The organism is Methylomicrobium lacus (assembly GCF_041897535.1).
In the GTDB taxonomy this organism is placed as follows: domain Bacteria; phylum Pseudomonadota; class Gammaproteobacteria; order Methylococcales; family Methylomonadaceae; genus Methylomicrobium; species Methylomicrobium lacus_A.
Genome location: NZ_CP169217.1, coordinates 420,188 through 441,783, shown reverse-complemented (window position 1 = coordinate 441,783; position 21,596 = coordinate 420,188). Strand labels below are relative to the sequence as shown.

The 21,596-nt window shown below is 58.2% G+C and carries 20 protein-coding genes and 1 riboswitch; of the genes, 16 read left to right on the top strand and 4 right to left on the bottom strand.

Going from position 1 to position 21,596, the window contains the following annotated elements:
• Window positions 1-134 precede the first annotated feature (134 nt).
• A riboswitch (cobalamin riboswitch) is annotated at window positions 135-352 on the top strand.
• Window positions 353-465: 113 nt separating this feature from the next.
• Genes ACEPPP_RS01930 through ACEPPP_RS01875 form a run of 12 tightly spaced genes read left to right on the top strand, consistent with a single transcriptional unit; the run spans window position 466 to window position 9,746 of the window.
• Entirely contained in the window at window positions 466-645 is a 180-nt protein-coding gene (locus tag ACEPPP_RS01930; RefSeq protein WP_374089379.1) for a CbtB-domain containing protein, read from the top strand.
• Between the two features lie 50 nt (window positions 646-695).
• On the top strand, window positions 696-1,385 hold the full coding sequence (locus ACEPPP_RS01925) for a CbtA family protein (RefSeq protein ID WP_374089378.1): 690 nt from the start codon (window positions 696-698) through the stop codon (window positions 1,383-1,385).
• Entirely contained in the window at window positions 1,378-2,157 is a 780-nt protein-coding gene (gene cobM, locus ACEPPP_RS01920; RefSeq protein WP_374089377.1) for a precorrin-4 C(11)-methyltransferase, read from the top strand. Before ACEPPP_RS01925 ends, cobM begins: the two co-directional genes overlap by 8 nt.
• Before the next feature lie 8 nt (window positions 2,158-2,165).
• Window positions 2,166-3,005, top strand: a complete 840-nt coding sequence (locus ACEPPP_RS01915) for a sirohydrochlorin chelatase (RefSeq protein ID WP_374089376.1) — start codon at window positions 2,166-2,168, stop codon at window positions 3,003-3,005.
• A gap of 9 nt (window positions 3,006-3,014) precedes the next feature.
• Window positions 3,015-3,686 carry a precorrin-8X methylmutase gene (locus ACEPPP_RS01910; protein WP_374089375.1) on the top strand — a complete coding sequence of 224 codons (672 nt, stop codon included), beginning with the start codon at window positions 3,015-3,017 and terminating at the stop codon, window positions 3,684-3,686.
• An 8-nt stretch (window positions 3,687-3,694) separates the two neighbouring features.
• Window positions 3,695-4,795 (top strand): cobalt-precorrin-5B (C(1))-methyltransferase, encoded by a 1,101-nt coding sequence (locus ACEPPP_RS01905; RefSeq protein ID WP_374089374.1) that lies wholly within the window; start codon window positions 3,695-3,697, stop codon window positions 4,793-4,795.
• Window position 4,796: 1 nt separating this feature from the next.
• A complete protein-coding gene (cbiE, locus tag ACEPPP_RS01900) occupies window positions 4,797-6,107 on the top strand; it encodes a precorrin-6y C5,15-methyltransferase (decarboxylating) subunit CbiE (RefSeq protein WP_374089373.1) in 1,311 nt (436 codons plus the stop codon).
• A complete protein-coding gene (gene cobI / locus ACEPPP_RS01895) occupies window positions 6,094-6,870 on the top strand; it encodes a precorrin-2 C(20)-methyltransferase (RefSeq protein WP_374089372.1) in 777 nt (258 codons plus the stop codon). Before cbiE ends, cobI begins: the two co-directional genes overlap by 14 nt.
• 2 nt (window positions 6,871-6,872) lie before the next feature.
• Window positions 6,873-7,619 (top strand): cobalamin biosynthesis central domain-containing protein, encoded by a 747-nt coding sequence (locus ACEPPP_RS01890; RefSeq protein ID WP_374089371.1) that lies wholly within the window; start codon window positions 6,873-6,875, stop codon window positions 7,617-7,619.
• The gene (locus ACEPPP_RS01885; protein WP_374089370.1) at window positions 7,619-8,017 is read left to right on the top strand and encodes a cobalamin biosynthesis protein; all 399 of its coding nucleotides are present in this window, start codon (window positions 7,619-7,621) and stop codon (window positions 8,015-8,017) included. The genes ACEPPP_RS01890 and ACEPPP_RS01885 overlap by 1 nt, the downstream gene beginning before the upstream one ends.
• Complete coding sequence (gene cobJ / locus ACEPPP_RS01880; RefSeq protein ID WP_374089369.1) at window positions 8,018-9,397, top strand: precorrin-3B C(17)-methyltransferase; 1,380 nt, start codon at window positions 8,018-8,020, stop codon at window positions 9,395-9,397.
• Window positions 9,398-9,422: 25 nt separating this feature from the next.
• On the top strand, window positions 9,423-9,746 hold the full coding sequence (locus ACEPPP_RS01875) for a ferredoxin (RefSeq protein ID WP_374089368.1): 324 nt from the start codon (window positions 9,423-9,425) through the stop codon (window positions 9,744-9,746).
• A 151-nt stretch (window positions 9,747-9,897) separates the two neighbouring features.
• Here the strand turns inward: ACEPPP_RS01875 and ACEPPP_RS01870 are convergent, their stop codons facing one another.
• The 4 genes from ACEPPP_RS01870 to recA are packed head-to-tail and all read right to left on the bottom strand — an operon-like array spanning window position 9,898 to window position 15,286.
• Window positions 9,898-11,118: an aspartate kinase gene (locus ACEPPP_RS01870; RefSeq protein ID WP_374089367.1), complete on the bottom strand. Its 1,221-nt coding sequence runs from the start codon at window positions 11,116-11,118 to the stop codon at window positions 9,898-9,900.
• A gap of 12 nt (window positions 11,119-11,130) precedes the next feature.
• Complete coding sequence (gene alaS, locus ACEPPP_RS01865; RefSeq protein ID WP_374090865.1) at window positions 11,131-13,734, bottom strand: alanine--tRNA ligase; 2,604 nt, start codon at window positions 13,732-13,734, stop codon at window positions 11,131-11,133.
• 28 nt (window positions 13,735-13,762) lie between these two features.
• Window positions 13,763-14,236 (bottom strand): regulatory protein RecX, encoded by a 474-nt coding sequence (locus ACEPPP_RS01860; RefSeq protein ID WP_374089366.1) that lies wholly within the window; start codon window positions 14,234-14,236, stop codon window positions 13,763-13,765.
• Window positions 14,237-14,254: 18 nt separating this feature from the next.
• Window positions 14,255-15,286, bottom strand: coding sequence for a recombinase RecA (gene recA, locus ACEPPP_RS01855; protein WP_374089365.1), 1,032 nt, complete (start codon window positions 15,284-15,286; stop codon window positions 14,255-14,257).
• Between the two features lie 137 nt (window positions 15,287-15,423).
• Between recA and ACEPPP_RS01850 the strand changes: the two genes are divergently transcribed.
• From ACEPPP_RS01850 to carA, 4 genes are all read left to right on the top strand, one after another.
• Window positions 15,424-15,927, top strand: a complete 504-nt coding sequence (locus ACEPPP_RS01850; protein WP_374089364.1) for a hypothetical protein — start codon at window positions 15,424-15,426, stop codon at window positions 15,925-15,927.
• A 110-nt stretch (window positions 15,928-16,037) separates the two neighbouring features.
• The gene (gene secA / locus ACEPPP_RS01845; RefSeq protein WP_374089363.1) at window positions 16,038-18,761 is read left to right on the top strand and encodes a preprotein translocase subunit SecA; all 2,724 of its coding nucleotides are present in this window, start codon (window positions 16,038-16,040) and stop codon (window positions 18,759-18,761) included.
• Window positions 18,762-18,934: 173 nt separating this feature from the next.
• A complete protein-coding gene (locus ACEPPP_RS01840; RefSeq protein WP_374089362.1) occupies window positions 18,935-20,056 on the top strand; it encodes a hypothetical protein in 1,122 nt (373 codons plus the stop codon).
• Between the two features lie 366 nt (window positions 20,057-20,422).
• A complete protein-coding gene (gene carA, locus ACEPPP_RS01835; protein WP_374089361.1) occupies window positions 20,423-21,544 on the top strand; it encodes a glutamine-hydrolyzing carbamoyl-phosphate synthase small subunit in 1,122 nt (373 codons plus the stop codon).
• Window positions 21,545-21,596 lie beyond the last annotated feature (52 nt).

The window sequence follows — 21,596 nt, the reverse complement described above, 5'->3', positions numbered from 1 at the left end:
TGCCCTAGTATGACCGCGGAAGATTTGAGTAAAAGAAGGAAACTCGCCAATTGGGCGAACCTTCGAATGAGTTAGGCACACAGAAAAACTGCGTTTTCGGTAGAAAAGTATCGCCATTGTTTCCTTGAATGAATTATACTCGCCTCCGATTAGGTGCTTTGGTGCGCGTTCTATGTGCCAGAGTTAAACGGGAAGTCCGGTGCGATGGATATTTTTTCCATCTATTCCGGCGCAGCCCCCGCTGCTGTAAGCCTGATGAATCGTCTTGATGCCACTGCGCGTTTCGCGTGGGAAGGTGGGCGAATTCAGATGAAGGTAAGCCAGAAGACCGGCCTGATTCAACTGTATGGTTGCTGACTCTCGGAGGGAGAGCGCAGGCCTGAGACATTCCGACATCCGTCTCGGTAAGCGTATTCTCTAAATCCAGTCTGCTCCCGAAATCCATTTTGACTTGAGGAGACTGTCATGTTTATTCAATCCACACGCTCAACATTGGTTAGTGCGGTCGATGCACGGGTTTTGACCGGCATGGCCATGATCCTGCTGGGTGTGACACTGGTATTGGCTGTAGGTTTTGCGCCGCTTGCCGACGTGCACAACGCCACTCACGACACCCGTCACGCCACCGGCTTCCCTTGTCATTGATGGCTGGCATGCTCCCGCGCATTATTTTGTCCGTTGGAATATCGGGGGCAGTGGCAGCTCTGTTGCTGTCGCTGATGCAAATTCTGTGGGTTACGCCGCTGATCCTCGAAGCCGAAACCTATGAAACGGCGGCAGAGTCGCGAGCACCTATCCACATTGTCGAAGAAACCGCCGGGAACGAGCATTCGCCGAAGGCTTGGCAGCCCGAAGGCGGCTGGCAAAGAACCCTGGCGACAATCAGCAGCAACATGGTCATGGCCATCGGTTTTGCATCGATGTTGACCGGCGCCTATTGTTTGCGGCGGCCGTCTCGCTGGGTTATCGGGTTCGGCTGGGGATTGGCCGGCTATGCGGTATTTTATGTAGCGCCGAGTTTTGGCCTGCCGCCGGAATTGCCCGGCACGACAGTCCCCGAACTGCTGGCTCGGCAGTATTGGTGGCTGGGTACGGTCTGCTTCACGGCAATCGGACTGGGCTTACTGTTTCTGCAAAGCAAACCTCTACCGAGACTGGCAGGCGGTTTGCTGTTGCTGATCCCGCATCTGCTCGGCGCTCCGCAGCCGGCGATTGCAGAAAGTCTGGCGCCTGAGGCATTGCAAGTTCAATTCATCCTGGCGTCAGCACTCAGCAATCTGTTGTTCTGGCTGGTATTGGGCGGCCTGTCCGCGGCTTTGGCCATCCATTTCGGTGTGGCTGATAAAAATCCAGGGCTGCCATCGCCGGAGAATCGGCATGGCTAAAGTCTGGTTTGTCGGCGCAGGCCCCGGCGATCCCGAGCTGATTACCGTCAAGGGGCAGCGCTTACTGGCACAAGCCGGCGCGGTGCTGTATGCAGGTTCCCTGGTCAATCAGGCCGCCACGCTTTATGCGCCGGCTAGCAGCCTGATTCGCGATTCAAAAGACATGACGTTGGATGACATCACCGCCTGGCTGATCGATCAGGCCCGTCAGCATGACACCGTCGTGCGCCTGCAAACCGGCGATCCCGGGCTTTACGGTGCATTGACCGAAATGGTCAGACCACTGGATCAGGCCGGCATCGATTGGGCGGTGGTGCCGGGAGTTTCCTCGGCATTGGCTTCCGCTGCGGCGGCCGGCGAAACGCTGACGCTACCCGAAGTCACGCAAACCGTGATTTTGACTCGTGTCGCGGGGCGCACGCCGATGCCGCCCGGCGAAGAACTGGAAGCTTTGGCCGCCCATCGCACCACGCTATGCATTTTTCTGTCGATTACCTTGTTGGCCGATGTGCAAAAAGCCTTGCTGGCAGCCGGTTGGCCGGCGGATGCGCCGATCCTGGTCGTGCAAAAAGCCAGTTGGCCAGGTGAGGAGAAAATCGTGCGCGGCACCTTGCAAGATATTCGCGACCGCTGCCGGGCGGAAAAAATCAACAGTCAGGCGATGATCATCGCCAGCCCGGCGCTAGGCGCCCGGCACTGGCCCGAGATCCGGCATTCCAAACTCTACGATGCCGGGTTTTCGCATCGTTTTCGTAAAGCCACCCAATCATGAATCCAAACATGCAAGCACAAACCATCCTGCTGGTCGGCCACGGCTCGCGCGAAGTTTCCGGCAATCAGGAAATTCAGGCTTTTGCCGATCAATGGCGTGCCCGCGCACCGCAACACCGCATCGAAGTTTGTTTTATTGAATTTGCCGACGTGCTGCTCGACGATGGCCTGGATCTTGCCGCACGTCACGGTGGCCAGGTCGTCGTCGTACCGTTGATCCTCAACGCCGCCGGGCACGTCAAGATGGAAATTCCCGAACATATCGAACATGCCCGGCTGCGGCATCCGAATGTGAAGTTTGTCTATTGTCGTCATCTCGGCAGTTGTGAGGAAATCCTGACCATACTGCAGCGCAATTTGCGCAAAGCGATGCACTCGTTGGACGTCCCCGACCCGCGCAATACCGGTGTAATCGTGCTGGGACGCGGTTCGTCCGACCGGGTTGCCAACGGGGAAGTCGCCAAAATGGCGCGTTGGCTGTACGAAGAAACCGATCACGATTTGGTGGACATCGCTTTTACCGGCATCACCCACCCGCGGCTGGAGTCGGTGGTGCAGCGTCAGATCAAGCTGGATATGAGGCAAATCATGGTGCTGCCGTTTTATTTGTTCACCGGCACCCTGATCGAACGCATTCGCCGCCAAGTGACGCGTTTGCAGGGCCAGTATCCGCATGTCCACTTCGTCCTCGGCCCCTATCTGGGATTCGAAGACGAGATCTACCGATTACTGGAACAGCGCATACAAGAAGCCACAGCCAACAGCCAGCCGTTGATGATGGAATGCGATGGCTGCAAATACCGTGAGTTCGCCGCCGATCATGGCCAGGGTCACCACCATCATGGCTGAGTTCGTAGCATGAATCACAACATCATCACCGAACAACTCACCGACGCCGGCCGCCGCATCGAACACGATTCCTTTGCGATCGTCGATGCGGAAGCCGGTCCGCACGCCTATCAGGCCGATGAATGGCAGGTCGTGCGGCGGATGATCCACGCCACGGCGGATTTTGAATTCAACGGCCTGACCCGGTTCTCGCCCGGCGCGGTCGCTGCCGGCATGCAGGCCCTGCTGCGCGGTGCGGCGATAGTCGCCGACGTGGAAATGATTTGCGTTGGCTTGTCCAAGCCGCGTCTGGATCATTTTGGCGTAGGCACCCATCAGTTTATCGCCGATGACGATGTGATCGCCCAGGCCAAGGCAGAAAACAGCACGCGCGCGGTACAGGCGATGCGCAAGGCGCAACGGTTGAATCTGCTCGACGGCGGCATCGTCGCGATCGGCAACGCGCCGACCGCGTTACTGGAAGTCGTGCGCATGATGCAAGAGGACGATCTGAAACCAGCCCTGGTGATCGGCATGCCGGTCGGTTTCGTCTCGGCGGCGGAGTCCAAGGCGCTGCTCAGCGAAATCGACACCATCCCCTGGATCGTGATCGATGGCCGTAAAGGCGGCTCGACGCTCGTGGTGGCGGCAATTCATGCCTTGCTGGCTTTGGCCGAAGCGCAACAAGCGGCGCGGAATTGACAGGCGGCGTGGAAAAAAAAGCCAAAGGCACTCGCAAAGGCTACACCACTGGCGCCTGTTCCGCTGCGGCGGCGCGGGCGGCGGTATTGGGTCTGGTCACTGGCGCGGTGCCGGAGGCGGTCGATTGCGAGTTGCCGAACGGGCAGCAGGCGCGATTTGACGTGAGCGATGCGCACTGCGATGGCCTGAGCGCGCATGCGGTGGTGATCAAGGACGCCGGCGACGACCCGGATGTGACCGACAAGGCGCCGTTGACCGCCGATGTCCGTCTGCTGCCGGATGCGCCGGGGGCCGTGATATTGAAGGGCGGCGCTGGCGTCGGCACGGTCACGATGCAAGGCCTTGGACTCGAAGTCGGCGGGCCGGCAATCAACCCGGTGCCGCGCCGCAATATCGAAGCCAATGTCCGTGCCGCCGCCGCGCAGTTGTTGGAACAGTGCGGCCTGGAAGTGACGATTTCGGTGCCGGGCGGCGAGGATATGGCGAAAAAAACCCTCAACTCCCGGCTGGGTATCGTCGGCGGGATTTCTATCCTTGGCACCACCGGTATCGTGCATCCCTATTCGACGGCGGCGTTTCGCGCCAGTGTGATTCAGGGGATTGAAGTCGCCGCCAATCAGGGCCAATCGGTCGTGGTACTGACCACCGGAGGCCGCACCGAAAAATTCACGATGCGCGAATTGCCGGAACTCGCGCCGGCTTGCTTTGTGCAAATGGGAGATTTCTTGAAATACGCACTGGATACGGTGGTCAAGTGCGGCATACGTGAAGTCGTGATCGGCGGGATGGTCGGCAAACTGACCAAGATTGCGCAAGGCGAAACCATCACCCATGCCAATCGCAGCGCGGTCGATACCGATCTTCTGGCGGACATTGCCGCCGACATCGGCGCCCCTAGCGCGGTCTGCAACGACATCCGCCAATCGGAAATGGCGCGTTATGCCAGCGAGCGGATGGAGGAACTGGGCCTGATCGATCCTTTTTACCGGGCATTGGGCCAACGAGTCATTCAAACTTTACACGGCCGTTATGCCGGCCAATTTCATTTACGGGTATTGATGTGCGATTTCGATGGCAACAAGCTGGCCGAAGCGGCCGGAGAGGTATGATATGACCCCCCCCTGTCGGATCATCGGCATACTCGATAACGGCAGCCGCAGCCTGACGGCCGAAACCTTGGCGCATCTGAACGGCGCCGAGGTCGTGATCGGCGGCCAGCGCCTGTTGGCCTTGTTGGCCGATGCGATTGCACCGGATGCCGAATGTCACGATTTGACCGGCCAATTGAGCCGGGTGCCGGCCTGGATCAATGACGCGCAAAGCGCAGGAAAAAAAGTCGTGGTTCTGGCTACCGGCGACCCACTGTGTCACGGTATCGCCGGCTTCCTGATCGGTAAACTCGGTCACGGCAATGTGGAAGTCCTGCCCAACCTGTCGATGTTGCAACTGGCCTGTGCCCGACTGGGGCAGCCTTGGCAGTCTGTGCGCATCGGTTCGGCGCACAGCCGCGATGCCGGCGAATGGACCCCAGGCGCCGATGCCCAACATGGATTGTACGAAGTGTTGCAATTGCTGCGGCAATCGCCGCTGACCGCGGTGTTGACCAGCCCTGACAATACGCCGGACCGTATCGCCCGCATGCTGCAACAGGAAGCGCTGGCCGATCATTACGACATCGCGGTGGCCACCCGGCTGCTGCAAGCGGACGAACACATTTCCCGTTGGCTATCCGTCGACGAAGCCGCCGGCCGCCGTTTTGCCGATCCGAATATCGTATTGATCCGGCAAAAACGTGACGGGGATGAAGCGCTGTTTGGCCTGCCTGACGATCGCTTTCTACAGCGCAAACCCGACAAAGGGCTGATTACCAAACGCGAAGTGCGCGCGGTTTCGCTGGCGAGGATGGCCCTCAAGCCGGATAGCATCGTCTGGGACATCGGCGCCGGTTCCGGCTCGGTCGGTCTGGAAGCAGCGCGGCTGTGCGCGCAAGGCCATGTCTACGCCATCGAAAAAAACGCCGACGATACCGCCATCGCGCTCGCCAACCGCGCCAGTTTGCGGATCAGCAATTACAGTTTGCGCCACGGCCGTGCGCCGGACGGCCTCGAAACCTGGCCCGATCCCGATGCGGTATTCATCGGCGGCTCCGGCGGCGAGTTACGCGAGCTGATTGCGCTTTGCCTGCAACGCTTGCGCGATGGCGGCCATTTGGTGATGAACTTTGCGACGATCGAAAATCTCGCCACCGCGGTCGAAGCGCTAAAAACCGTTGGCGCGGATTGGGATGTCTTACAACTGCAAGCCGCCCGCAGCAAACCGATATTGGACATGCACCGGTTACAGGCGGAAAACCCGATCTGGATCGTGGCTGCGCAACCCGGTAGCGAAAAAAATACGGAAGACACCCATGACTCAAAGTAACGGCCGCCTGTTCGGCGTCTCGCTCGGTCCCGGCGATCCGGGCCTGATCACCCGGCGCGCCTGGGAGTTGCTGCAGCGTAACGATTGCCACTGGGCTTATCCGGTCCGGCGCAAGCATGCCGAAAGCCATGCGCTGCAAATCGCCTTGCGGGGCGGTCTGCCGCTGCCGGCAGAACACACGCCGCTGATTTTTCCAATGACCCACGATGCCGAGATTCTGGCCGGTTACTGGCTGCGCGCAGCCGAAACCGTGCTGGCACAACTGCACAGCGGCCGGAACGTGGTGTTTCTGGTCGAGGGCGATGCCTCCACCTATTCGACTTTCGGCCATCTGGCGCGCACCGTACAGGCCTTGGATGCCGCAGTAGGCATCGAAATTATCCCCGGCGTGTCCTCATACAACGCGGCTGCCGCGCGGGTGGCGATGCCGCTGGCCGACACCGACGAGACCGTCGCGATCGTGCCCGCGAGTTACGGAATCGACATGGTCGAACGCCTGCTGAACGATTTCGACACCCTGGTGTTACTGAAAGTCAAACCGTTGCTGGACGACATTATCGAGCTGCTGCAACGCCGCGATTTGTTGTCTCAGGCCGCATTTATCGAAAAAGCCGGCACGCCGGAAGAGCGCGTGGAACGCGATGTCGAGCGCTTGCGCGGCGAAAAAGTCAACTACCTGTCGTTACTGCTGATTCGCAATCCGCACCGCCAGCGCGGCGAAATCATTCGCGGCTGCCGCAAAAAAACATCGAATCCGGAATAAACATGAAGGCAATACAAGAACCCCGCGTCGTGCTGGTCGCGATCACCAAACACGGCCTGTCGCAAGCCTTGCAGTTGGCCGCAAAATTGCCTCACGCACATCTGGCGGTCTCGGAAAAATTCGCCGCCGGATTGCCGGTCATCGCCAACCCGGTCGAGGTGTTGCCCGGCGCATTAAGCGCGAATATCGGCATGCTGTTTGCGCGCTACGATCAGGTGGTGATGTTCATTTCGCTGGGCGCGGTGGTGCGGCTGATCGCACCGCATCTCAAATCCAAGGACGAAGATCCCGGCGTGGTGGTCATCGACGATGCCGGGCGTTATGTGATTCCGGTACTGTCCGGTCATGTCGGCGGTGCCAATGCCTTTGCCGAACACCTGGCCGCCTTGCTGGATGCGCAAGCGGTGCTGACCACGGCATCCGATGTCGGCAAGACCATTCCGGTAGACATTTTAGGGCGGGAACTGGGCTGGCAGGTCGAGGCGCCAAAAATCAACATCACCCGCGTCTCGGCGCATGTGGTCAACGAAGAACCTATTGCTTTCGTGCAGGAAACCGGCGCTAAAAACTGGTGGACGCGGCCGACACCGCTGCCGGGCAATATTCATTTGTTCGAACGTTTCGAGGATGTCGATCTTGACCGCTATCGCGCCGTGTTGTGGGTCACCCGACGCGACATCGTTCAGGCCTGTTGGGACGATCTCGCCGAACGCCTGGTGGTGTATCGCCCGCCGGCAGGACAAGATTGATGGCCGTGATGTTGGGACTGGGGTGCGACCGCGATACCTCTTTGGCCACATTGCAAACCGCCGTCGATCAGGCTTTGGCGTTGGCCAGTCTCGACCTGTCCGCCGTTGCCGGCGTAGCGACCATCGACAAAAAAAACGACGAAGCAGCGATACTGCGGTTGGCGGCCGACCACGGCTGGCCCTTGCATTTTTATAGCGCCGAACGACTGGCGCAAGTGCCGGTGCCGAATCCGTCGGAAACCGTGCGCAAATACATGGGGACGCCGGCGGTCGCCGAGGCTGCCGCGTTGCTAGCGGCCAATGCGACGATGCAGGCGTTGCTGCTGGAAAAACACAAATACCGCGGCGCAGACGGCAAGAACGCCACGGTTTCGATTGCGAGCATGAGAGACGATTGAATGAACAAAGGAAAAATTTTGTTGGTCGGCTTCGGTCCGGGCGCCCCGGAGCACATGAGCCATCGCGCCCGCGCCGCGATCGCCGAGGCGGATGTGGTCATCGGTTATTCCACCTATATCAAGCTGGTGCAGGAACTGCTCGACGGTAAGGAAGTCATCCGTAAGGGCATGACCGAGGAAATCGACCGTAGCGTCGAAGCTTACGAGCAGGCGCGACAGGGAAAAACCGTGGCGCTGATTTCGTCGGGCGACATTGGCATTTATGGCATGGCGGGCCCCACTTACGAAGTGCTGTTCCAGGCCGGTTGGACGCCGAACAGTGAGATCACCGTCGAAGTAATTCCCGGCGCAACCGCGTTGAATGCCTGTGCGGCCCTGGTTGGCGCACCGCTAACCCACGATTTTTGTTCGATTTCGCTGTCGGATTTGCTAACCCCCTGGCCGATCATCGCCCGCCGACTGGAAGCGGCCGCGCGCGCCGATTTTGTCGTCGCGCTATACAACCCCAAAAGCGGCCGTCGCACCCGGCAAATCGTCGAGGCGCAACGGATAATGTTACTGCATCGCAAGCCGGATACGCCGGTGGCGATCGTCAAATCCGGCTACCGCCGTCGGCAAGCCATTCAAATGACCACGCTGGCACAGATGGCCGATTGCGAGATCGGCATGCTGTGTACGGTATTAATCGGCAACGGCAGCACCTTCGTCCGCGAAGGCTTGATGGTCACGCCGCGCGGCTATGCCAACAAATACGACGCGCTGACTGGCGAAGCTAAAAACGGCGAACAGGCTGGCCGTTCGCTGGCGATGGGCTTGAATGGCTGGCATGCCTGTGTGCGGCGTCATTTGCGGGAAAATCCTGAGGTCAATCTGCGCGAAACCTGCGCCCATTTCGATGCGCCGTTGGGTGAATTGCTGGCAGCCATTGCCGAAGCCAGGCCCGATGACACAGCGGGCAACATGCAGGCCCGGCTGGTCGTGGAAGAGCATCTGGATAGGGTGCTGACAGCAGCCCGGGTCTGGGGGCGACTCAGGGCCGTGGTGCGCAGTGACGCGGCCATCGCCGAAGTTTTGCTGGAAGCAAAAGACCTTAGCCGCAATGGTCCATGGCTGAATCTAATCAGCGAGCATTGCCATTTGCATGTCGATACCGGCCGGATCGCCAGCACTTGGTTTTTCAGTCAGGCCGGCCAACAGCATGGACTGTATTTTGTCGACGCCTACGGCGCATTGATATTTTCGTTGCTGCTGGTCAAAGCGGGCGATCACTTCGGCCAGGGGAGGCTCGATAGTTTTCAGCAAGCCTTTGAACAGTATGGTCAAGTGATCGATAGCGCTACAGACAACGAATCCGACGAAGAGAGTACCTGCGATGAATGACATGCCATTGCCAGAAAAGCCCAAAATGGGAGATTACAAACGCCATCTGCTGGTATGCACCGGTCCGCGCTGCACGCAAGACGGCGAATCGCAAGCGTTGTTTGACAGCCTGGGAGCAAAATTCAAGGCGGTGGGGCTCGATCAGGGGGCGTTGCGGGTCAAACGCACCCGCACTAACTGTTTCGCCACCTGCAAAGCCGGGCCTATCGTCTGCGTGCAACCGGACGGCATTTGGTACTACCATGTGACCGACGTCAATCTCGATCGCATCATAGAGCAGCATTTGCTCGGCGGCGTGCCGGTCGATGAGCTGATTTTTCATCGCGGCCCCGGTTGCGAACATGGCTGACAGCGTTTCTTGCCTGGGGCTCGGACGGGATCAGAAGGCATTGCTCAACTCAACAAACAACACAAATCGATGGACATTCGGAAGTCAAAGGTCGATCCGATAAATAACGGCTCCGTTTCACTATGAAACGGAGCCGGAGCAACATTCTGGCTTACGCCGCCTGATCCAGCTTGAACGCCGCATGCAGCGCCCGGACCGCCAGTTCCAGATATTTCTCGTCGACGACGACCGAGATCTTGATTTCGGAGGTCGAGATCATCTTGATGTTGATGCCTTCAGCCGCCAGCGTCTGGAACATCGTGTTCGCGATGCCAGCGTGCGAGCGCATGCCGACGCCGACGATCGAGATTTTGACGATATTGTCGTCAGCGGTGACTTTCTTCGCGCCGAGTTCCGCGCAGGTCTTTTCGAGCGAGGCCTTCGCGCGCTGGAAATCGTTCCGGTGCACGGTGAAGGTGAAATCGGTCGTTTCGTCTTCGGCGATGTTCTGCACGATCATGTCGACCTCGATGTTCGCATCGGCGATCGGGCCGAGGATTTTGGAGGCGACGCCCGGCTTGTCCGGTACGCCGGTGATCGTGAGTTTCGCTTCGTCCCGGTTGAAGGCGATGCCTGAAATCAATGCGCTTTCCATTTGTGTGTCCTCATAGGTAATCAGCGTGCCGTTACCTTCTGTAAATGATGATAATACGCGTAATGCCACGTTGTATTTGCCGGCGAATTCGACCGAACGAATCTGCAGGACTTTCGAACCGAGGCTGGCCATTTCGAGCATTTCCTCGAACGTGATCCGCTCTAGCCTGCGTGCCTTCGGTTCGACGCGGGGATCGGTCGTGTACACGCCGTCGACGTCGGTATAGATCAGGCATTCGTCGGCCTTCAGTGCCGCCGCCAGGGCGACTGCGGTGGTGTCGGAGCCGCCGCGTCCCAGGGTCGTGATGTTGTCCTCTTCATCGACGCCCTGGAATCCTGCGACCACGACCACCTTGCCCTGATTCAGTTTCGCCCGCATCCGGCTGTCGTCGATGTCGCGAATCCGCGCCTTGGTATGGCTGCTGTCTGTCAGAATCTTGACCTGGCCGCCGGTGAACGAGAACGCCGGGCAGCCGATTTCTTCGAGCGCCATCGCGAGCAGGGCGACGGTGACCTGTTCGCCGGTCGAGACCAGCATGTCGAGCTCGCGCGCATTCGGCTGCTGCTGAATGTCCTTCGCCAGTCCGATCAGACGATTGGTTTCGCCGCTCATCGCCGATACCACGACCACGATCTGATCGCCCTGGTCGTGCGCCTTTTTGACCTTCTCGGCAACCGCCTTGATCCGCTCGACCGAGCCGACCGAGGTGCCGCCGAATTTAAATACGTACAATGCCATTCGCTGGATCCTTTATTTTGCCGTTTGTTCTTGTATCCACGCCGGAACGCCGGCCAGGGCCTTGGTCAATCCGGACGGATCGTTGCCGCCCGCCTGCGCCATGTCGGGGCGGCCGCCGCCTTTGCCGCCGACCTGGGTCGCGACGAAGTTGACCAGATCGCCGGCCTTGACGCGTCCGACCTGATCCTTCGAGACTCCCGCGATCAGGCTGACCTTGTCGCCTTCGACGGTCGCGAGTACGATCGCTGAACTGCCGAGCTTGTTTTTCAACTGGTCGACCAGATCGCGCAAGGATTTCGGATCGACGCCGTCCAGTTTCACGGCCAGCACCTTAATGCCGTTGACTTCGACCGCGCCGGCACTGAGTTCGTCGCCGGCCGAGCTGGCCAGTTTCGCGTTCAAACGTTCGAGCTGTTTTTCCAGAGAACGGGTCTTTTCGAGCAATTGTTCGACCTTTTCGGCCGCTTTGTCCGGCGAGCTTTTCAATAACCCGGAAATCGACGCGAGCGCCTTGTCGCGGCTGGCGATCCAGTCGATGCAGCCTTGGCCGGTGACCGCCTCGATGCGGCGGACGCCGGCCGCGACGCCGGTTTCGCCGATGATCTTGAAGCAGCCGATGTCGCCGGCGCGCTCGACGTGGGTGCCGCCGCAAAGCTCGGTCGAAAAATCGCCGATCTTCAATACGCGCACTTCCGCGCCGTATTTTTCGCCGAACAAGGCCATCGCGCCGGCCTTGACCGCATCGTCCTTCGCCATGATGTCGGCGGTGACCGGCGTATTCAGGCGGATTTGTTCGTTCACGATACGTTCCAGCTCGGCGATTTCCTCGGTCGTGACCGGTTCGAAATGCGAGAAGTCGAAACGCAGGCGCTCGGGATTGACCAAGGAGCCTTTCTGCGCGACATGGTCGCCCAGAATCTGCCGCAGCGCGGCATGCAGGATATGGGTTGCGGAGTGATTCAATGCGGTCGCTTTGCGCTCATTCGCATCGACATGGGCCGCGCAATCCTGGCCTGTCGTGAACGCGCCGGAGATGACTTTGCCCTTGTGCAGGAACAGGTTGCCGCTTTGTTTTTGGGTGTCGGTCACTTCGAAGACCGCGCCGTTCGCGCTGATCGTGCCCTTGTCGCCGACCTGTCCGCCCGATTCGGCGTAAAACGGCGTCTTGTCCAGCACGATCACGCCTTCCTGGCCGACCTGCAAGGTTTCGACCGGCTGGCCCTGGGCATACAAGGCGACGATATGCGATTGATCGGCAAGATGGTCGTAACCGCAGAATTCGGTTTCGATGTCGAGCTTGATGTCCTGGTCGTAATCGGCGCCGAAATGGCTGGCCGACCGCGCGCGGTCGCGTTGCGCGGCCATCGCGGCTTCGAAGCCTTCATGATCGACCGACAAGTCGTGTTCGCGCGCGAAATCGGCGGTCAGGTCGACCGGGAAACCGTAGGTGTCGTAAAGCTGGAACACGGTGTCGCCCGGAATCACCTTGCCGTCGAGCTTGGCGACGCAGGCTTCGAGGATCTTCATGCCTTGCCCCAGGGTTTCGGCGAAGCGTTCTTCCTCTTTTTTCAGGATGCGTTCGACCTGGGCCTGCGCGTTTTTCAATTCGGGGTAGGCATCGCCCATCGCCTCGACCAGCGGCGCGACCAGTCGATAGAAAAAGATGTCGTGAATGCCGAGCCGATAGCCGTGGCGAATCGCGCGGCGGATGATCCGGCGCAGCACGTAACCGCGGCCCTCGTTCGAAGGCAGCACGCCGTCCGCGACCAGAAACGCACAGGAGCGGATATGGTCGGCGATCACCCTGAGCGAGCTTTGGTTCAAGTCGTCGATGCCGGCCAGCTTCGCCGCCGCCTGCAACAGCTTCTGGAACAGGTCGATTTCGTAATTGCTGTGCACGCCTTGCGAGACCGCCGCGATCCGCTCCAGCCCCATGCCGGTGTCGACCGAAGGCTTCGGCAGCGGCGTCAGGGTGCCGTCGGCGGCGCGGTCGTACTGCATGAACACCAGGTTCCAGATCTCGATGTAGCGGTCGCCTTCTTCATCGGGAGAGCCCGGAGGTCCGCCCGGAATCGATTCGCCGTGGTCGTAGAAGATTTCGCTGCACGGGCCGCAAGGGCCGGTGTCGCCCATCGACCAGAAATTGTCTTTCGCGCCGATGCGGGAAAAGCGTTTAGGGTCGACGCCGACATCGTTCAGCCAGATGCTTTCGGCTTCGCTGTCTTCCTCGAACACGGTCACCCAGAGTTTTTGCGGCGGGATCTCCATTTCCTGGGTCAAAAATTCCCAGGCGAAATGAATCGCATCCTTCTTGAAATAATCGCCGAAACTGAAGTTGCCGAGCATTTCGAAAAAGGTATGGTGCCTCGCGGTATAGCCGACGTTCTCCAGGTCGTTATGCTTGCCGCCGGCGCGCACGCAACGCTGACTGGTCGCGGCGCGGGTGAAGCCCTTGTGCTCGCGGCCCAAAAATACGTCCTTGTACTGCACCATGCCGGCGTTCGTGAACAACAAGGTCGGGTCGTTGCCGGGAATCAGCGAACTGGAAGGCTCGATCGTGTGCCCGCGTTGGCGGAAAAATTCCAGAAAGGCGGCGCGCAGTTCTGCGCTGGTCATCTTTTTCATAGGTTGTGCGATTAAAAGGCTAAAAAGTGTTCGAGGTGTTTTTCAATAAATCGGCAATCATCGCGTGGGTGAAGCCGCGCTGCAACAAAAACCGGCTGCGTTTCGCCCATTCGTTCCGGTTCGGAACCGGGCCGTCGCCGTATTTCCTACGATAAACCTGTTCTAAAAGCGCCATCCAGCCGCCGGCGACCGATTCGGCGAGCGCTTCGAGATCAAACAGGGGGGTGTTGCCGAGGTCGATGCCGTGTTGTCGCAGCTCATAGGCGATAAAAGCCGGTCCATAGCCTTTCAGAATCCGCGAGCGCGCATAACTTTCCGCGTAACGCGCATCGCTTTGCCAGTTTTCGGTGGCCAGCTCGTCGAGGATCGATTCGATCCTTTCTATCGCAAAGCCTTTGCCGGCCAGTTTTTGGAGCAATTCTTTTTGGCTGTGCTCGCGCCCGGTCAACAGGCGCAGGCATTCGGTCCTGATTTTGGCGTCCGCCTGATCCACGTCAAGTTAGATTGGGTTTCAATCGTCGTCGAGTTCGGGCTTGTCCGAAATCGGCAACGCCTTGCCGAAGGCTTCCGCGCGAATCTTCGCTTCGATTTCCTTGGCCTTGTCCGGATGCTCTTTCAGATACAGCTTCGCATTGTCCTTGCCCTGGCCGATCTTTTCATCGCCGTAGCTGTACCAGGAGCCGGCTTTCTGGATGAATCCGAAATTGACGCCGAGATCGACCAGTTCGCCGAGGAAGGAAATGCCTTCGCCGTACAGAATTTCGAATTCGGCTTGCTTGAACGGCGGCGCGACCTTGTTCTTGACGACTTTTACCCGCGTCTCGTTGCCGATCACTTCTTCGCCTTTCTTGACCGATCCGATCCGGCGTATGTCGAGTCGTACCGAGGCGTAAAATTTCAGCGCGTTGCCGCCGGTCGTGGTTTCGGGGTTGCCGAACATCACGCCGATCTTCATCCTGATCTGGTTGATGAAGATCACCAGCGTATTCGAGCGCTTGATATTCGCGGTCAGTTTGCGCAGAGCCTGCGACATCAGCCGCGCCTGCAGGCCCATGTGCGAGTCGCCCATGTCGCCTTCGATCTCGGCCTTCGGCGTCAGCGCCGCAACCGAATCGACGACGACGATGTCCACCGCGCCTGAGCGTACCAGCATGTCGGTGATTTCGAGCGCCTGCTCGCCGGTATCGGGCTGCGAAACCAGGAGATCGTCGACATTGACCCCGATCTTCTCCGCATAGCCGGGATCGAGCGCGTGCTCGGCATCGACGAAAGCGGCCGTGCCGCCGAGTTTTTGCACTTCGGCGATCACCTGCAGGGTCAGGGTGGTTTTACCGGACGACTCCGGTCCGTAGATCTCGACGATCCGTCCGCGCGGTAAGCCGCCGCAGCCGAGCGCAATGTCCAGCCCCAATGAGCCGGTCGAAACGACCTCGATATCCCGAGACGCCGCCACATCGCCCATCCGCATCACAGAGCCTTTGCCGAACTGCTTCTCGATCTGCATCAATGCCGCGCCGAGCGCTTTCTTTTTGTTTTCGTCCATTGCCTATGTCCTGTGATGTCGTGGTTTAACGAAGTGCCGCTTAATTAAATGCAGTATTATTACATACGGGTACCGGTTCGGGTAGTGCTGATTTGGGATTACGCGCCGGATTGATTGCGTCTTTGCTTACGTTCGTCATGTTTATTTATTCGCTGACCATCCTGTTCAATCAGATCAATTTATTGAGTCCGGCCGAGGCCTTGTTCATGATGGCCGGGCTGTTCGTGGTCGTGTGGATTTTGGCTCCGGACCCGGACATCGGTTTTCGGTCATTGTCTTACGACAATTATTTGTTTTCGAGCTGGATCGGAGGGCAGGGGCTAAGCACCGTGTTTTGGCCGTTCTTCTTGGTATTGAATGCCGTGTTGTTCAGCGCGGATTGGTTGGTCAAGTCGGGACAGCTGACCGTGTCGAGTTGGGATGACGTGCATTTTGTCCTGCTGCTGCCCATTATATGGTGGACGGTGTCGATCTGGCGCTGTTCGGCGAATACCCGCTTCCGCCTCTATGGCGCCGGAGCGCGTTTCATCACGGTCGCCGTGTTTTTGGAGTACGTCTTGAAGCTGTACATCCGCGCCGAATATCCGCGCCTCTTCTTCAATTGCGAGGAACTGCTGCTGGATTACGGCAGTTGTTTTTAGCGCAGGCCGATCGCCGCTGTTGCCGATGGGTACCCTATCGCTATAAAAAAAACGGCAAAAAGGTTATAATCGGGGTTTTTGATTCACAATTACTAAATTTCGGAAATAACATGCTGGGTAAGCTGGTCAAATTTGTTGTAGGGAGCCGAAACGACAGGCTGATTAAAAAGAAAAGAAAATTGGTCAAGAAGATCAATGTCTTGTCTGATGAGTTTAAAAAGCTGTCCGATGAAGCCTTAAAGGCGAAAACACAGGAATTTCGCGACCGGCTTGCACAGGGCGAAAAGCTCGACAATCTGATTCCGGAAGCCTTCGCGACGGTTCGGGAGGCCTCGGAGCGGGTGTTCGGCATGCGTCATTACGACGTGCAGTTGATCGGCGGTATGATCCTGCATGACGGCAAGATCGCCGAAATGAAGACCGGTGAAGGCAAGACCCTGATGGCGACCTTGGCGGCTTATCTGAATGCCTTGCCGGGACGCGGCGTGCATGTGGTCACCGTGAACGATTACCTGGCGCGCCGCGACGCCGAATGGATGGGGCGCCTGTACGAATTCCTGGGCATGACCACCGGCGTGATCATCAGTCAGATGGATTATGACGCCCGCCGCCATTCGTATTCCTGCGATATCACCTACGGCACCAACAACGAATTCGGCTTCGATTATCTGCGCGATAACATGGCGTTCAGTCTCGAAGAAAAGGTACAGCGCGAACTGCATTTTGCGATCGTCGACGAAGTCGATTCGATCCTGATCGATGAGGCGCGGACGCCGTTGATCATTTCCGGGCCTTCCGAGGAAAGCTCCGAAATCTACGTCAAGGCCAATGCGATCATCCCTTATCTGACCAAACAGGAAAAGGAAGGCGAACCCGGCGATTATTTTGTCGATGAAAAAACACGGCAGGTGCATCTGACCGAGGAAGGTCATGAACGCGTCGAGCGCTTGATGGTCGAGCACGGCCTGATGGTCGAGGACAGCAGCCTTTACGACGCCTCGAACATCCGGTTGATGCATTATTTGAGCGCTTCGCTGCGCGCCCATGCGCTGTTCAAAAAGGACGTGCATTACATCGTGCAGAGCAATCAGGTAATCATCGTCGACGAATTCACCGGCCGCATCATGCCGGGCCGGCGCTGGTCCGAAGGCCTGCATCAGGCGGTCGAGGCGAAGGAGCATGTGCCGATTCAAAGCGAAAACCAGACGCTGGCCTCGATCACCTTCCAGAATTATTTCCGTCTCTATCACAAGCTCTCCGGCATGACCGGCACCGCCGACACCGAAGCGTTCGAGCTGAACAAGATTTACGGTCTCGAAGTGGTCGTGATTCCGACGCACCGGCCGTTGATCCGCAAGGACATGGGCGATCTGGTGTATTTGACCGCCGCGGAAAAATATCAGGCGGTCGCCGAAGACATCAAGCGCTGCGTCGAGCGCCAACAGCCTGTCCTGGTCGGCACTACCTCGATCGAAAACTCCGAATTGCTTTCCAACTTGTTGAAACAACAGGGCATTCCGCATGAAGTGCTGAATGCGAAACAGCACGAACGCGAAGCGCATATCGTCGAACAGGCGGGCCAGCCCGGCGCGGTCACGATCGCGACCAACATGGCGGGCCGCGGCACCGACATCGTGCTCGGCGGCAATCTGGAAGCCGAACTGAAAGCCTTGGGGCCCGATGCGAGCGACGAAGAAAAAGCGCATGTGCGCGGCGCCTGGCTCGATCGTCACAATCAGGTGATCGCGAGCGGCGGCCTGCATGTGATCGGCTCGGAGCGCCACGAATCGCGGCGTATCGACAACCAGCTCAGAGGCCGTTCCGGCCGTCAGGGTGACCCGGGCTCCACGCGCTTTTATCTGGCGCTCGAAGACGACCTGATGCGTATCTTCGCTTCCGACCGCGTGGCGGCGTTGATGGCGAAGCTCGGCATGGGCAACGGCGAGGCGATCGAGCATCCGTGGGTGACCCGCGCGATCGAAAACGCCCAGCGCAAGGTCGAGGCGCGCAACTTCGACATCCGTAAGGAAATCCTGGCTTACGACGATGTCGCGAACGATCAGCGTAAAGTCGTTTACTCGCAGCGCAACGAGCTGATGGCGGCCGACGAAATCTCCGACATCATCACCGCGATTCGGAAAGACGTGGTCAACAATGTGATCACCCAATACATTCCGCCGCGTTCGATGGAAGAGCAATGGGATATCGCCGGGCTCGAGGAGCATATCCAGCAGGAATTCCATGTCGAGATTCAGATTCAGAAAATGCTCGACGAGGACAGCAAGCTTCAGGAAGAGTCGCTGCGCGCGCGCATCGTCGAGGCGATGGAGCAGGCGCATAAGGACAAGGAAAAGAAGATCACTCAGGGCGTCATGCAGCATTTCGAAAAATCGGTGATGTTGCAAGTGCTGGACAACAGCTGGAAGGAGCATCTGGCGGCGATGGATTACCTGCGCCAGGGCATCCATTTCCGCGGCTACGCGCAAAAAGATCCGAAGCAGGAATACAAGCGCGAAGCGTTCGAAATGTTCACGCATCTTTTGGATCACATCAAATACGAAGTGATCACGATACTGTGCAAGGTGCAGGTCAGACAGGAAGAGGATGTGCAGGCGATCGACGCCCAACGCCAGGCGCAGGCGCCGAAGGAAATGCATTTCGAACATGCCGAGGCGCCGGCTCTGGATGGCTCGGAGCTGGAGCCTGAAGAGGCCGAAAGCGATCCGCTGGCCGCACAGCCGTTCGTCCGTTACGGCGACAAGGTCGGCCGGAATGATTTGTGCCCTTGCGGGTCAGGCAAGAAGTATAAGCAGTGCCATGGCAGGGTGAGCTAATCTTTCGTGAATTTTTGTTCTGATGGAGTTTAATCGGTCTATGCTTCGCTGAATACGTTGTCGTTCATCGATTCTTAACCGAATGGTAATGCGTTGGTAATATGATGTCTCTTGACTTCAATAATTAAATCAAGAGAAGTCTATTCCTTCCATACTCCTTGAGGAGAAATACCATGAGAACGAAAGATAGCTTGCTTAAAGCGGCGTTATTGGCCGCCGCAGCGATCGCTGCGGCGGTGCCGATGCCGGCATCCGCGAAAGGGCAGGATGCGCTGCTGACGACCGCCAATCCCAGGGTAAAGGAAATTATCGCCGTGCAGGATTTGGTGACCGATGGGCTGATGGCGACAGACGGTGTCCTCGGCACTGCGGTGGGTCTAAGTCCTCTGGGAGAGCTCGCCTTGCTGGTGTTTGTCAATTCTGGACGCCCGAACATAGCGGACATTGTGCGGGCTATTCCGGAGTATATCAAAGGAGTTCCGGTGTCGGTTCAAGCCACTGAACCTTTTCGTTCGATGGTGCGGTTGATACCCGGATTAAATCTTCCTCTTGGCGGCAGTCGTGTCGATCACAAGGCGAAACAGAGTCTGCCTATTCAACTCGGTACGTCAGGCGGGTGGGGGGATGATCAGGCGAACGGCTACTGCTGCGGCGGCACGCTCGGCTCCTTGATACAAACAGGCGGCAACAAATATATCCTCAGCAATTACCATGTGCTGCGGTCGGATATCGTTCCTGGCGGTAATAGCATCGTTGCAACCAATGGGGATGCCATTGTCCAGCCCGGCCTGATTGATGCAAGCTGCAGTGCAAACAAAACGCAGAATGTGGCGGCGCTGGCGGGAAGCGCTTCCCTACCCGACGCCAATGTCGATGCGGCGATCGCTCAGGCTGATTCAGGAGCGGTTCGAAGCGACGGCGCCATCCTCGAAATCGGCACGCTCTCTGCCTCCACCATTACGGCCTCGATAAACCAGGCGGTCAAGAAGAGCGGCCGCACCACCGGACTGACCCGAAGTAAGGTTTCCGGTCTGAACGCCACGATTTCGGTGGACTATGATAGCGAGTGCGCCGGCGGTGTCGCGTTTACTAAGACCTTCACAGGTCAAATCCTGATAGGAAATAATTTGAGTAAATTCCTTGATAGTGGCGACTCGGGTTCGCTGATGGTGGAAGATGTCACTACGAATCCCCGAGCCGTGGGACTGTTATTCGCCGGCAGCAGTACGATCGCTGTGGCCAATCCGATTGGCGAGGTGCTGGGCTTTTTCGGAGCGGCCATGGTCGGAAAATGATTTCTGGCCTTGAAACGCGCCAGTCAATCAATGCGGGCAGCGCTTTATCTGTCCGCCTTCCCAGCATAATGACGGGCAAGCGATAAAGCTGTTTGCTCTGCTTGCCGAATCAACTCCTGAAGTTGGCGCCTACCTGCGGCCAATTTTTCATACACGTCTGCCGGCTTCCCTCCCAATATAACGTCGGCAGACGTTTCGGTCTGCTTGGCGCGAGAAAGCCTCGGGGCAATAGGGCTAAGACGTCCATTTGGAAAAATTGTTAATGACCAAGCCCTGTGATTTTTAGTAAAATGGCACGATTTCAATTTTATAACGGGATGCGTTCGTACGGATTCATCCCGTTTTGTGCATTTAGAGGTGACGTGTTTGACTAGACCCGCTTTATTGGTTTTGGAGGATGGGACAGTATTTCATGGCGTGTCGATCGGCGTCGACGGCTGCTCGGTAGGTGAAGTCGTATTCAATACTGCGATGACCGGTTATCAGGAAATCCTGAGCGACCCTTCCTATGCCAAACAAATCGTGACATTGACCTACCCGCATATCGGCAATACCGGCTGCAACGGCGAAGACGATGAGTCTGCGCGCGTGTTCGCGAGCGGCCTGGTCATCCGGGATTTGCCGGTGCTGGCCAGCAATTTTCGTTCCGAGCAGACCTTGCGGCAATATCTTGAGGCCAATCAGGTCGTCGCGATCGCCGATATCGACACCCGCAAACTGACCCGACTGCTTCGCGACAAGGGCGCGCAGCGCGGTGCGATCATTGCCGGCGAAACGGTCGATGTCGACACCGCGAAAGCTGCGATCGACGGTTTTCCGGGCTTGAAGGGCATGGATCTGGCGAAGGTCGTGTCGGCAACCGAGACTTACGAATGGACCGAAAACACCTGGCAACTCGGCAAGGGGCACACAAAGGCCGAACATCTGGCCAAGCATGTGGTCGCCTATGACTTCGGCATCAAGCGCAACATTCTGCGCCTGCTCGCCAATCGCGGCTGCCGCGTCACGGTCGTGCCGGCCGAGACGCCTGCCGAGACGGTGCTGGCGATGAAGCCGGACGGCGTGTTCCTCTCGAACGGCCCCGGCGATCCGGAGCCTTGCACCTACGCGATCGAAGCGATCCAGAAAATTCTCGCAACCCAAACGCCGGTATTCGGCATTTGCCTCGGTCATCAATTATTGGCCCTGGCCAGCGGAGCGAAAACCGAGAAGATGAAATTCGGCCACCACGGCGCGAACCATCCGGTGCAGGAGAAGGCGACAGGGCGCGTGATGATCAGCAGCCAGAACCACGGCTTCGCGGTCAACAAGGACAGCCTGCCCGCCAATGTGATTCCGACGTTCCATTCGCTGTTCGATGGCAGTCTGCAAGGCATCGAACGCACCGATTGTCCCGCGTTCAGCTTCCAGGGCCATCCCGAAGCGAGTCCGGGTCCGCACGATGTCGAGTCGTTGTTCGACGCTTTCATCGCATTAATGAATAAATGATTTTGAGGTTCAGGATACAAGGCGCAAGGTTCAAGGAGAGTGATCTCTTAGT

What these genes read in the sequence shown, in the direction of transcription:
- ACEPPP_RS01890 (WP_374089371.1), top strand. Translation starts at nt 6,873, where the DNA reads ATGAAGGCAATACAAGAACCCCGCGTCGTGCTGGTCGCGATCACCAAA.
- ACEPPP_RS01875 (WP_374089368.1), top strand. Translation starts at nt 9,423, where the DNA reads ATGGGAGATTACAAACGCCATCTGCTGGTATGCACCGGTCCGCGCTGC.
- cobJ (WP_374089369.1), top strand. Translation starts at nt 8,018, where the DNA reads ATGAACAAAGGAAAAATTTTGTTGGTCGGCTTCGGTCCGGGCGCCCCG.
- ACEPPP_RS01870 (WP_374089367.1), bottom strand. Translation starts at nt 11,118, where the DNA reads ATGGCATTGTACGTATTTAAATTCGGCGGCACCTCGGTCGGCTCGGTC.
- recA (WP_374089365.1), bottom strand. Translation starts at nt 15,286, where the DNA reads ATGGACGAAAACAAAAAGAAAGCGCTCGGCGCGGCATTGATGCAGATC.
- secA (WP_374089363.1), top strand. Translation starts at nt 16,038, where the DNA reads ATGCTGGGTAAGCTGGTCAAATTTGTTGTAGGGAGCCGAAACGACAGG.
- cobM (WP_374089377.1), top strand. Translation starts at nt 1,378, where the DNA reads ATGGCTAAAGTCTGGTTTGTCGGCGCAGGCCCCGGCGATCCCGAGCTG.
- ACEPPP_RS01915 (WP_374089376.1), top strand. Translation starts at nt 2,166, where the DNA reads ATGCAAGCACAAACCATCCTGCTGGTCGGCCACGGCTCGCGCGAAGTT.
- ACEPPP_RS01840 (WP_374089362.1), top strand. Translation starts at nt 18,935, where the DNA reads ATGAGAACGAAAGATAGCTTGCTTAAAGCGGCGTTATTGGCCGCCGCA.
- ACEPPP_RS01930 (WP_374089379.1), top strand. Translation starts at nt 466, where the DNA reads ATGTTTATTCAATCCACACGCTCAACATTGGTTAGTGCGGTCGATGCA.
- ACEPPP_RS01885 (WP_374089370.1), top strand. Translation starts at nt 7,619, where the DNA reads ATGGCCGTGATGTTGGGACTGGGGTGCGACCGCGATACCTCTTTGGCC.
- ACEPPP_RS01910 (WP_374089375.1), top strand. Translation starts at nt 3,015, where the DNA reads ATGAATCACAACATCATCACCGAACAACTCACCGACGCCGGCCGCCGC.
- cbiE (WP_374089373.1), top strand. Translation starts at nt 4,797, where the DNA reads ATGACCCCCCCCTGTCGGATCATCGGCATACTCGATAACGGCAGCCGC.
- ACEPPP_RS01850 (WP_374089364.1), top strand. Translation starts at nt 15,424, where the DNA reads ATGTTTATTTATTCGCTGACCATCCTGTTCAATCAGATCAATTTATTG.
- cobI (WP_374089372.1), top strand. Translation starts at nt 6,094, where the DNA reads ATGACTCAAAGTAACGGCCGCCTGTTCGGCGTCTCGCTCGGTCCCGGC.
- alaS (WP_374090865.1), bottom strand. Translation starts at nt 13,734, where the DNA reads ATGACCAGCGCAGAACTGCGCGCCGCCTTTCTGGAATTTTTCCGCCAA.